The 12283-nt window shown below is 44.8% G+C and carries 11 protein-coding genes; all 11 read left to right on the forward strand.

The annotated features are described in order from the left end of the window. Positions 1–43: 43 nt before the first annotated feature. Positions 44–328: a hypothetical protein gene (locus tag AC0VYE_RS11800; protein ID WP_475448099.1), complete on the forward strand. Its 285-nt coding sequence runs from the start codon at positions 44–46 to the stop codon at positions 326–328. Continuing rightward, complete coding sequence (locus AC0VYE_RS11805) at positions 328–2562, forward strand: MFS transporter (RefSeq protein WP_475448101.1); 2235 nt, start codon at positions 328–330, stop codon at positions 2560–2562. The genes AC0VYE_RS11800 and AC0VYE_RS11805 overlap by 1 nt, the downstream gene beginning before the upstream one ends. Continuing rightward, entirely contained in the window at positions 2563–4464 is a 1902-nt protein-coding gene (locus AC0VYE_RS11810; RefSeq protein WP_475448103.1) for a hypothetical protein, read from the forward strand. Beyond that, positions 4436–6289 (forward strand): helicase HerA domain-containing protein, encoded by a 1854-nt coding sequence (locus tag AC0VYE_RS11815; RefSeq protein WP_475448105.1) that lies wholly within the window; start codon positions 4436–4438, stop codon positions 6287–6289. Before AC0VYE_RS11810 ends, AC0VYE_RS11815 begins: the two co-directional genes overlap by 29 nt. A gap of 8 nt (positions 6290–6297) precedes the next feature. Beyond that, on the forward strand, positions 6298–7404 hold the full coding sequence (locus AC0VYE_RS11820; RefSeq protein WP_475448107.1) for a M23 family metallopeptidase: 1107 nt from the start codon (positions 6298–6300) through the stop codon (positions 7402–7404). Between the two features lie 81 nt (positions 7405–7485). Next, positions 7486–7740, forward strand: coding sequence for a hypothetical protein (locus tag AC0VYE_RS11825; RefSeq protein ID WP_076269581.1), 255 nt, complete (start codon positions 7486–7488; stop codon positions 7738–7740). A gap of 7 nt (positions 7741–7747) precedes the next feature. Beyond that, positions 7748–9874: an FtsK/SpoIIIE domain-containing protein gene (locus tag AC0VYE_RS11830; RefSeq protein ID WP_475448109.1), complete on the forward strand. Its 2127-nt coding sequence runs from the start codon at positions 7748–7750 to the stop codon at positions 9872–9874. A 198-nt stretch (positions 9875–10072) separates the two neighbouring features. After that, positions 10073–10864 (forward strand): AAA family ATPase, encoded by a 792-nt coding sequence (locus AC0VYE_RS11835; RefSeq protein WP_475448111.1) that lies wholly within the window; start codon positions 10073–10075, stop codon positions 10862–10864. 81 nt (positions 10865–10945) lie between these two features. After that, a complete protein-coding gene (locus tag AC0VYE_RS11840) occupies positions 10946–11107 on the forward strand; it encodes a hypothetical protein (protein ID WP_475448113.1) in 162 nt (53 codons plus the stop codon). 36 nt (positions 11108–11143) lie between these two features. Beyond that, positions 11144–11458, forward strand: coding sequence for a type II toxin-antitoxin system PemK/MazF family toxin (locus tag AC0VYE_RS11845; protein ID WP_475448115.1), 315 nt, complete (start codon positions 11144–11146; stop codon positions 11456–11458). Positions 11459–11522: 64 nt separating this feature from the next. Next, positions 11523–11720 (forward strand): hypothetical protein, encoded by a 198-nt coding sequence (locus AC0VYE_RS11850; protein ID WP_475448117.1) that lies wholly within the window; start codon positions 11523–11525, stop codon positions 11718–11720. Positions 11721–12283: the final 563 nt, after the last annotated feature.

The raw sequence follows: 12283 nt of genomic DNA on the forward strand, positions 1-12283 counted from the left end.
CGCATCGGAAACGTCGGAAGCTTATCTCAAGAAGATGAAAAAAATGTACGCTATTGATGTCAATCAGTTGGGGGCGCTGGAATGGGTGCTTGTCATTGCAGGCACCTTTGCCACCATCGTATCCACCATCGCTCTTGTCTACTGGCTGTATAAAATGATCCTTTTCTTATGGCAGGTGAAGCTGGCGAAGGCCAATCTGAATGATTCGAATTTTTGGAAACGGATGGGTATTGCGCTTGTTATTATTATGCTCTTCGTTACATCAGGGATGTTTGCCATCTTAGAGGGCATCTTTAATGTTTTGGGAAAAATGGGGTGGACAATGTGATGCAAGATGTTTCATACGCCTATTTGGCTGCAGCTGTAGAGGAGCCAAAAGAGGGCGGCGATAAATGGTATATTCCGGATTGGGTAACCGATCTAGGCAGCCAGTTTCGCGATATAACCCAAACGTTTCAAGATCTCATGTCGGGTAAGTTAATTAAAGATGCCATCGATGGCGTTGTCATCGGCTGGACGGATGAGTTTCTCGCACCGTTGTATGGGACATTTGCAAAGAGTTACTTGTTTACTCCTCATATTGCTGATATCAAAGCAGTATTTTTAGGGTGGTCGATTATTTCCATCATTAGCTTAGTTGCGCTACTGGTGGGTATTGGTATGCTATCCATCCAGATTATAAAGGGCAAAAAAGAGATGGGTCAGCTCTTAAAAGTATTTTTATGGAGCTTTATATCTGCCGGTGTAAGCCTATCGGTTATGAATTTTATAAACGTGGGTTTAAACTGGCTCACACAATTGACGCTCGCTGGCATTATCGGAAAGGCTGACATTACGTATCAAAATTTAACGGGTGAAGAGATCCTAAAGTCATTGGTAATCGGCATCGACAGTATAACGAATCCTGCGTATGCCGGCATGTCGCTCGGACAATTAATGGCAGAAACAGAAGGCGGTATTTTTATACTGTTTTTTGATGTATCGGGGATTATTGTGCCATCCTTTGTGCTTTCGATGCTTAAAAGTATCATTGTCATTATTATGGCCATCTTTGTAGGACTCTGGATAGCCTATACCGCTTATTCCGGAAAGCTAGAAACATTGGTAGGATTTATAAACATTTATACTCGAACCTTGTTTGCGGGTTACCTGATGGCTGTGTATTGGGCGATTTTTGTTAAAGCGCAAACAGACTTTGGGGCGGATATTGGGTTTATGTCGGACATTGGCATCCATCCTGCTATTGCTGCTCCGATCACCGCCATTGTGTTGTTTGTGCTCCTCTTCTTTGTTTGGCTCCGTCCGGTATGGTTAGCGGCTAAAATGCCGGTACATCTCAATGGTGGTCAAGCCGTCGAAAAGTTAGGAACGTTTGGTCATCGCAGCTCAATGGCTTTAAATGCAATGGGTAAGCGATTTGGCTCAGAAGCGCTCCAAAGAAAAGGTTTAAGCTGGTCACAGTCAAGTAACCGTGTAGCCGATGTTGGCAGACGGATGCAAGAGCGAAATGTGCAAAAAGCCATTATGAAATCAATCATGACCGGTGGCGGATCTGAAGCATTGCAGGGTGTGAAATACGAAGCGCCAGCCGTGTGGGAGCATAAAACGGGTAACGTGGTTATGAAAGAAGCAGGTCAAGAAGTGACGAATCATGGCCTTAACCTATTAGATATCCCTGCGCACGAACTTGAACATCAGCTAAAACCGGAGGGCTTTGTATCAGGTGCCGTCATTCGAGTGGATCAAGAAAGTCGAGGAGACATGGAGAAAATAGTCGGTCATCTCGAACAAACGTATGGTAAGGGTATAGCATACAACGCAAGCACCGGTGAGCTGTTAGTAGAGAAAACGGTAAGACCTGTTATGCGCGAGCTGCAGGATGCGCAGATCAAGTCAGCAGCCAGTCATGGTTATACCAAAAATGGTGTCTTTATTGATAGTGACAAGCAGGATATCCGCCGCTTTACGAAGTCTGAAGCAAGTAGAGAAACGCTTGATGCCTTAACGGAGAAACTGCCGGTATATACAAAAACCAATTTAAGTACAACCGAAGCGCAATCGGCCTATAACCAGCTGAGTGAAAAGGGGAAACAGTATCCATGGGTCAAGCAACTGAAGCTGGTAAATGGACAACTATGGATTCCGGAGATTGATATGCCAGAAATTTTGCCATTGCTGCAAAACCTTCGCACGGAGAGTACACCTTATGTGCGTTTTGATTTGCCGCGGGGATCGCAATATTTGGCAGATCTTGAGCAGCAATTGAGATCCAGCGGTGATACTGATTTGCTTGCTGGTTTTGAGGCAAATGTAACAGAGAATTACATTATGGTAAGAGAAACGCAAGCAAAACGACTAGAAGAAGTGCATAAGCAATATCGGTCAAATAAACTGCCATTCTGGCGGACCATGTCTGGAAAAATTATGGTCATTATAGATGGTATGCCGACAGATCATGGCCATCAACCGCTAAATGGGATGGATATGGGCAGTTTTGAAAAGCTGCAAGCGGATATGTTGCGGCAGCATGAAGGAACAAGTAAAAAGAAAGGAGGGAAATAGGTGGCAGAGGATCTCAGTCGGCAAGAACAGGAAAATGAGTTGTTGAGTGCTTATTTTTTAGGGGATATACGAGAGGATATACAGTATCTAGGTTTGACATTTAATGATATCGCTTGGGTAATGGGGAATACGCTCTTCGGAGGCGGATTCCTTTTTTTATTGCCTTTGCCATTTTGGATTAAGATTCCTGGACTGCTATTGATCTTTGTCTTATCCATATTCGGACGATTATTTTCATGGTCTTATCGTCGTCGTCGCCGTTATCGGTATATTCGGCAAAAAAATACAGGCACCGGTGATGAGATGGAGCAGCTGCTTGGTGCTGAGAGTGATGGCTGGTTTTATCGCAGCGGCAAAATGTTGCATATGGTCATTTCGTTGCAAGCAGATCCATGGCAAACAGCGGTATACAACCAAAAGAAACAACGAATTAACGGCTTTGAACAATTTTTACGGGCATGCGCAAGCGAACGTTTTGAGGCTTCGATATCTTCTGAACAGATTTCGGACTATCAGCATGAGTTATGGACAGCTAAAGCCAATAAACCGGTAGCATCCGAAGGTATGGCAGCTCTGAAGCTAAACCGAATAACGATGTGGCGGAACATGGCTGAAAGTGGTGAAGCAAAGCGGAGCGTGTATGTGCTGCGTTTATCCGTCATGGAATACCAAATCGATTCGCGTGAACGTGATGACGAAACAACCGAAATGACCAAAGAAGAGCGCCAGCGCTTTCGCATGTTGGCGGAGCTGCGCGAGAAGCTGCAGCGTGTATTAGATCCGCTAACGGCATCAGGTCACGAGGTAACGATTCTATCAGGGCTTAGCATGCCGGAGCTCATTGGCCGCTGGTTAGATCCAATTAGCTGGGAGCGTTGGATGGCAGCAGAGGGGAATTGGGAGCAAGAGGCGCCTGAAGAGCTTGTTATATCGTTAGCAAAGGAGGATAGCAAGGAAGAAGAGGATAGCAAGGAAGAAAAGGTTGACCATGAAGAGGAGGAACAAACGGATAGCTCACCACGCAAAGGCATTTTAGCAGCCATAACGGCTGGTCTTATTACGCTGGCGAGAAAAGTCGGCTATAGCTTACGCTGGGCAGGCAATGCATTACATCGCATTCTAGCGCGTTTGAAAACGAGGAGACCAAGGAAGGAAGTCCTGGATGATTTATTGCACATAGCGGATTCTCTATCGGATCTAACCCTGCAGGTTGAAAAAGAGGAGAAGGAACAGCAACGTATGTCTGCTCTTCAGGGGATCTTGTTTCTGACTTCGCCTACCTCTAGCGGAAAATCTTTTTTAACGGCCAATATGGCTGTTGCGCATAGCGGTGAGGGTGTAATTCTACACGTGGTGGACTTATCACCGGATCGTGGTACGCATACGTATCTCAATCCGCTGCGCGTATCAAGCTCGGAGCCAGGATGGGAAGCTTGGACGTCACGGAATGCACCAGGGCTTACCTTGTGGCTGCCAAGTGAAGAGCAGCGTCCTCACATCGAGGAAACCATTCGTCTGCTTCGCAAGCTTTCGGAACAGGGTCCGGTCTTGGTTGATCTTCCCTTTGCGCACCCCTCACGAGCGGAGCTGCTAAAGCTTGGTCAAGCGGTTGCGATTGTAGATGGTGATTATCACCACTGGCTGCAATGGGAGCAAGCGGTAGAGAACTGGCATGGTGAGGTTTGGCTTAATCAGTGTGAGGAACCTATGACTAGTCATATGGCAACGCTGCTCAAGGAGAAATGGGGTCTGCGTGTATCGCTTACATTTCCTCATTTTCATGAGGCAAACCGTTGGCTCTTTCAAGGTCGACCTTTTGTCTTAGATCCTAAAGCGGTTGTTCATTTTATCCAGGTAGAGGAGGAGCAGTCCCATGTTAGCGGAAACCAAGCGGCTAGTTAAAAATTGGCGAAAAGAAAAATCAGAAACCGTAGTCAATGTTATTGATGGTAAAGACGATAAAAGTGGCCACTTTGTGCGCGTACTGATGATTAAGGGATATCCACCGGTGCTGCTCACCGGCTACCTGGACAAGCTCGATGAGCTGGTGGGCAAGGAAGGCGCTACGCTGCGTAAAACGATTCGTTATGCAGCCAGCGATGTGACATGGAATCTATCACTAAAAAATAAATTAAACCGGCTAACCGTGTCGATAGCCAAGCAGCAGGAAGACGATCCAGCTAGAAAAGCGGAAGTGCAAGCGAAAGAAACGATTTTATCCTTACGCGATGCGAAGCAGCAGGACAATCGCAAACTGCTTGACGTTTATACCTATCTTACGATTACAGCTCCAAAGCGCCATCAGCTCCATGCAGTCGAAGTAAAACTTAAACTCTGGTTTGATGAGCTAGATTGCAAACTGGATAATCTGCTATTTGAGCAGCAGGAGGCGCTGAGGCAGACGAGTCCTATATTTGATCCCCACACGCCAAATAGCGAGTTCTTTAACAAAAAGCATTATGGCCATGTGACCACGGATACCGCAGCTGCGCGCACCTATCCCATGACAAGAGGTGGATCTAGTGATGGGCAAGGTCCTTATTTCGGCAGACGGACAGAAGACGGCTCTTTTACCTTTATTAATATTTGTGATCCCGATGATCCAAGAGCACAAAATATTACGGTTTTCGGTAAAACAGGACAAGGTAAATCCTACTTTTTAAAAGCCTTAGTTGTTTCGTTGCTAGAGGAAGGCATACATGTATTTGTTTTCGATCTAGACGGCGAGTGGCGCGATCTTTGCGAATATGTAGGCGGGGTTTATATCGATCATACGGCAGACCAAGGCCGCTACTATGAGCCGCTTACGATTATGCCTGCGCTACCTGAATTGGATTTGGATTGCATTAACTTTAATCGTTCAAGGCGAGGGAAAGCCATTGATAATGGTGTTCGCGCCTTCTCGCTGCTTGCAGATGGCTTAGCCAAGGCAGAGCTTTTTGAGGCAGGTGAAGCGATTAAACGTGTGTTCGACAAAGCTGGCATTGTGAAAGAGAAGCCAGAAACGTGGGATGCGCCATATACGGGTCCGCGACCAACCATTCATCGTGCTTTTGAGGAGATAGCCGAGGAAGCGAAGAAAGAAAATCCGGCAGCCAAAAGCTTGTACGATGCCATCAAGATTTACTTTATTGGCATTTATGATGGCATTTTTCAAATTGAAGAGTCCATCACCTTTCAAAAGACAAAACTTACCGTCATTAAAGTCGGAACGGGTCAAACGGATAATAGCGACGATAAAGATGAACTAGCCAAACAATCGCAACTTAAAATGTCGATGGCCATTGACGTTGTAAACTCCAATATTCAATGGTTGAAATTCGAAGGCGCTTATTTTTCAGCGGTGCTAGTGGATGAAGGTCAGCGACAAACGAAAAATCCAGAAATGAGGCGCGAGATTTTTGCTTGGTATACAGCGATACGGAAGTGGAACGGAATGATGATCCTTGGATCTAATACGCCAGCGATTATGCTCGATACAGCAGAGGGCGAGGGCATGTGGGAAAACACGAGTGTTCGCGTTTATTTCTACATGGAGCAATCAGCGATTAGAAAGCTTGCTGAGCACTCCAATGTGCCGATGGAAATTCAGGAGCGCATATCACAAAACGAAGATACCAATCAATACATTCTGGAGTATCACAAAAAGTATGATGAGCTGGTCATGGTGGTTCCTCCTGAAGAGAGCGCTTTGTACAAGACTCGTGGTCTTAAACAGGCAGGGTAGGTGGGAAAATGCAAGGATCCATCTCCAATACAGTACAAACCGTAAAGAAAGCCCGTGCTATCTATAAGCTAGTTCTTCTACTAGGTACACCGGCATCAGTGGTCCTTATTATTTTAGCTATTCTGATTGTTCTTATTATGCTGCTCACCGTTCTCCCCTTTCTCTTATTTGCTGAGGAGGGGAGTTTGAATAACCAAGGAGCGTTAGGAAGTTCTTGGGGACCGATCCAGCTCGATGCGGACGGTAGCAATTATCAATGGCCGGTGCCATCGATTACGCGCATTACGTCGTATTTTGGTATTCGAGATATAGGGGAAGGCGCAGAAGCGCATGGCGGTATTGATATCGCGGACGGCGCAGCCAATACAGAACTCCAGCCGATCTACGCGATCGCTTCCGGCACAGTAACTATTGCGGGAGCTTTAGGTACTTTCGGACAAGCGATCTATATTGATCACGGTGGGGGGCTGGTGAGCATCTATGGACACTTAGATACGCGAATGGATGTAGAGCCTGGTAGCGTCGTAAACAAAGGGCAGCGGATCGGCAGGATCGGTGCAGGTAAAGTGGGGCGATCGACGGGTCCTCATTTACACTTTGAAGTACGAGTCTATAATAAACGAGCTAACCCACTTGATTATGTGCAGCCGGTCATTCAAGTATCAAGCGAATTGTCTTATCGACCGCTCGATATTGCACTGGCTAATCGCTTCTTAGTGAGCAAAAAATCAGCGCTTGCTGATCGCTCGATTTTAAGTGCCATCGATCAGGCAGGAAAGGCGCAAAACGTCGATCCCATGCTTTTACTTGCGATCACAGGGCAAGAACAATCTTTTGTTCCGATCACCAAAAAACATGCAGAACTGATCGTTAAAAACCCTTGGAATGTATTTGGATGCTGGTGTAGCGGCAAAGGCGCGACACTCACCACAGAGCAATCTGCGTTGATCGCTGCAAAGACGATTGTAAAGCTCTCGCAGGATCGTCCGAGCAATCGTAATGCCATAGAATGGCTCAGTGCAAAGGACAACCCACGAGGCTATTACGCAGAGCATGCAGGCTGGTGGATTGGTGTCACCAAATTTTATAGTGTGCTGCTCAATTTGAAGGAGTGATCTTTTATCTATTTCCTTGTAATCTTTCTTGGTCTTGTGACGTGTTGTGTACTACTGCTCAATATGAAGGAGTGATCTCTTATGTCCACCCTTGTAATCCTTATTGGTCTGGTACTGTGGTTCCTACACCGGCAGGGGAACAATTTTGTCATACCTAAATGGATTTGGACCATAATCGGTTTATTTTTGATTTTTATGGTCGTAAAGAACTTAAATGATGTTTTTGATTTTGCAAGTCATGAGGCGTCGGAATGGTGGCCATTAATTCAAGAAAATGCCTATCGGACGAGCGAACGAGTACGTGGTTTTGTACAACAAATGATGCAGGGAGGCTGATTTATTCATGGAGGGTGGGGGGAAAGGGAAATCAAATGAAAAAGAAAGCTTTGCGCAATATTTAACGCGCATATGCGGGATTACGCTGGCGGTTTGCATTGCGTTACAATTTCTAAATGTGCCAGAGGTGATATCGCTATTTGCGCTGCAGCTCATCCGCAATGTACTTATGCTATTTGGTTTGTTTGTAGCGTTGCCTGCAGCCATGCAATATGTATGGCGCAACCGGCTTAGATGGTTGGAGCGATATCGCGAATGGAAGCAACGAGAACGACCGATCATGATGCCAGTAAGCGCTCTTCAGGGGCAGGTAGAGTCACAGCCCGTAAGCGTTTCTCCCGTTTCAACAAACAAATTGATGAGCGCTCCAACTAATCCCTCAGCAGATGGTCCATTGATCGCTCCCTTTTCGTACTTGCCGGTTAATCCTAAGCCGCATTCAACATCTACATTGCGAGTTGAGGGAGCTGGTCAGCTAATCTCTGATGCGCTGCAGCTGGCCGGTATTCCGCTGGAAGGTGAAATTGATGTTTTAGCGGTGGAGAGTGGTCCGACGCTTCAAGCGATCTCCTTTCAATTACCGCCAAAAGTGCAGCTCTCCAAATTAATTAGCAAGAAAGAAGATATTGCTAATCATATTGGTCACCATATGGGGTTTGATGTGACGTCTGCTCCGCAATTTAGAAGTGCAGCAGCCTTTGTCGTGCCACAAGCCGACCGTGCATTTGTTTATATGCGGGATATGGTACACGATCTTATAGCTTTTGCTGAGGATGCAGCCTTGCCCGTAATTTTCGGTAAGGATATTCTTGGAAAGCCTATTCTTCAGGATTTAGCACGTATGCCGCATTTACTTATCGCGGGTGCAACCGGTTCGGGTAAATCGGTATGCATTAATACACTTATCAATTCGTTACTACTTACCCGATCTCCGAAGCAATTGCGATTGCTGCTTATTGATCCGAAACAGGTCGAGTTTACCATCTATCGAGGGCTACCGCATTTGCTTGTGCCGCCTGTATCAGACATGCGTAAAGCGATGCTCGCTTTTAATAAAGTCATTATGGAGATGGAGCTGCGCTATGAAAAGTTTGCAAAAGCTGACGTACGTAATTTGAAGGCTTACAATGGCAAAATGAAGCAAGATCAGCTTCCTTATATCGTAATTATAATCGATGAATATGCGGATCTCATGTTGGTAGCTGGTGATGAGGTGGAGGACGGTGTACAGCGGATTACGCAAATGGCTCGAGCAGCCGGTATTCATTTGATTCTAGGAACACAGCGACCAAGTGTGAATGTGGTGACGGGTGTGATTAAAGCAAATCTTCCTTCGCGTGTAGCCTTCCGGCTGCAGAGTGCAGTTGATTATCGGACGGTACTTGATCGTGGGGCTCCACCATTATTAGGTGATGGAGATGGCGTTTGTATGATTCAAGGTAAGGCGTTGCAACGATTCCAATCAGCCGCAACCAGCGCAAACGATAATGAAGCCACCGAGTTAATCGATGCACTAAAAACTTTTTGGTCGAAGGATACTGGAAAGCAAGACGAATGGTCAATGCCAGAAGAGGACAGCGAACCAGGAACGTCTCCAGATGAGGATCAACCGCCATGGGAAGATGACCAGGAGACGGATGGAGCTGATCCGAAAGCTGATGAAACCGAGCAGCCAAGCTATATCGATGGTCATCCGAAGAGTGAATATGAACAGGTACTTGCCATAGTGCGCGAACACGGAGGATTTTCGATGGAGGTAGTACAGAGGAAATTGCGAATAAGTTATGCTGCAGCCACAAGGCATATTGAACGGATGCTAAATGAAAACGTGATTGGCCCATACGATAAGGATGCGAAAATGAGACCATTGGTTCGTGATGCTGAAGCACAGCATGAACATGAGCAAGCGGAGATTCTCCTGCGAATGAAACGCTATATCTGCGAACATCGATCTGCAAAGAGCTCGGAGCTGCGTGAAGTTTTTTCGATCCGGAAAGAAAAAGTATTGGATTGCATGCAGCAGCTCGTGCAAGAAGGATTCCTGCATGCGCCAACCAGTACAAAGGGCGGGTATTCCTTGGCGTGGGATGAAGAACAAATAAAAGAGTTTTTAGAGAAAGAAGAGTTGGAGTAAGTATAAAAGGTGATTTAATTTCTAGTTCCCTGTTTCTGGTTCCCAAATTTGTATCTCTGCAAAAAGGGCGTATTGCCCGTGGTTATAGGGAATTTTTAAAAATGAAACGTAAATATAAGTATGGGAACTAGAAAATATAGCATAGATGGGAACTAGAAAATATGATTTAGACTTAGAACGCTTGAAAGAAGGTGAGCCATGAATTCTGCTAAATTACCAATGAGTAAAGACGTAGATATGGCAGTCATGCATACGGCCGAGGCTTGTAAGACTAAATCTCAAAAACTCGTGCTTAGTGAGATTAATCGAAATATCATAGATGAAGTTCTTGAGATTTACGAGCTTAAGGCGTCTTTTGCGGAACAGGGAGTACCCATGCCGAATAAGATTCTAATGTATGGTCCTCCAGGTACGGGGAAAACCATAACCGCTTTTTATTTAGCAAATATGCTAGGGTTGCCACTTATCCTTGTTCGCCTGGATACCATTATCGGCAGCTATTTAGGGGAGACGGCGGGAAACGTTCGAAAAATATTTGATTATGCGATTCAGAATCCTTGTGTTTTTTTCTTGGATGAATTTGATGCTATTGCGAGGAATCGATCTGGAAGAAGAGATGTGCAAGAGATGTCTCGCGTGGTGAATACACTGCTTCAATGCCTGGACGAGTTTCAATCTGAAAGCATATTACTTGCAGCAACCAATTTGGATGAAGAATTAGATACGGCAGTATGGCGAAGATTTGACACCAAAATGAAGTATGATCCGCCAACGGATTCGGAACGAAGGATTTACACGCAAAAGCTATTTGATAATTATGAGAAGAATCAGCTGATTGATGATATAGCCAGTGCTCTCGCTTCATGTAGCTTTGCAGAGATGGAGCAAATATTTATGAAAGCAAAGCGGAAGTCGATTTTGAGGAAGAGCGATATTACCCTTCAGCATATTGAAGAAGCAAAAGAGGAATATATGGGAGACCGGCAGTAACGGGTATCATTTTCTTTGAGTGCTATAAAGAATTGTGGTATCGTTGAGTAAGGGATTATTCCATAAGGGAGGCGATTTTACTTGGAGAAAAAGTCCAATAAATCGTTGAAAGAACGATTAGCGGTTGCGAATCAAAAGATTGATGCTCAGCTGCCGGATCTCTGGCTGCAGGCGGAACAAAATTTAGAGAAGCTAGAAGAAGATTATCATAACAATCAAATAAATAAGGGGATAAGAGACTAAGGTGAATCAACCTATAGTCTCTTTTTATTTGTTCATATGAATCATAATCGCGGTGATGTTTATTTAGTGTTATATCCATTTGATGATGGAGGCCAGGAAAAGTTAAGACCAGGAATCATATTAGATACGAAGGATAAGCGCTCTATTGTTATCAAAGTGACCTCGCACGAAGAGAGGGGGAACGATAGTCGGGATCTCTCTTTAGTGTATTGGCAAGCCGCAGGTTTGCAGAAGCCATCTGTAGCTCGGTGCTCGATGTTTGTACCGCTCAATCATGACAAAATTGATAAGTATTTAGGGACGTTGCATCCGGAGGATTTGATCAACGTCCTGGCACATTTTTATAAATAATAACGAAGGCCGATCCGCTGAGGATCGGCCTTTGTCATGAAATTGACGGAAAAGAGCTGAGTAAATGCTTAGAATTGTTGATGCTAATCCTGAAGTTCTCGCTAAATTTTTAAAAGTCGATGTTGCACTTATAAAAGTCTGGAGTGATCGAAGTATGACGGTGGGCTCTGATACTACACATGATTATAAGGTGAGTCGAAGTAAGATTGAGTACGGCGTTCTAATTGGAACGATGGATGGCTATAGCATTCATAAAAATTGATAAGTATTTAGGGACGTTGCATCCGGAGGATTTGATCAACGTCCTGGCACATTTTTATAAATAATAACAAAGGCCGATCCGCTGAGGATCGGCCTTTGTTATTAAAGGAGCTTGATGTATGAACCTATTTTTCATTTTTATCTTATCCGTAATAGGCATAGTAGCCTTTTCACTATTTATTCATTCTCAAATTCAGATGCATATCAAAAAAACTATTTTATCAGGGGGTGTGGCGCTGCTCACTTTGGTGCTGCTTACATTTTTCTTTATTGATCGCTATGTCATTGGTGTGATCATTTAGCTTAATGTGGATAACCACGAAAAATAATCATACTTTTTGCATACGAATTGCGAACGATTGCCTTCAAAATCCTTGCTATGCTTGTAATAGATAACAAGAGCCACACGAAATGGATGGGAGGTTTGGCGGTGGGAATTTTGCTAGGCAGGCTATGGCAGCCAGCGCTCACTAATCGCTTAATCGTCATCATATCTGTTGATGATATAGCGATCATGAATAGTAACCGATCACCACCAAAAATCATACATGAACACCGGAGGTG

It is taken from the genome of Pristimantibacillus sp. Z349TD_6 (genome assembly GCF_056173205.1).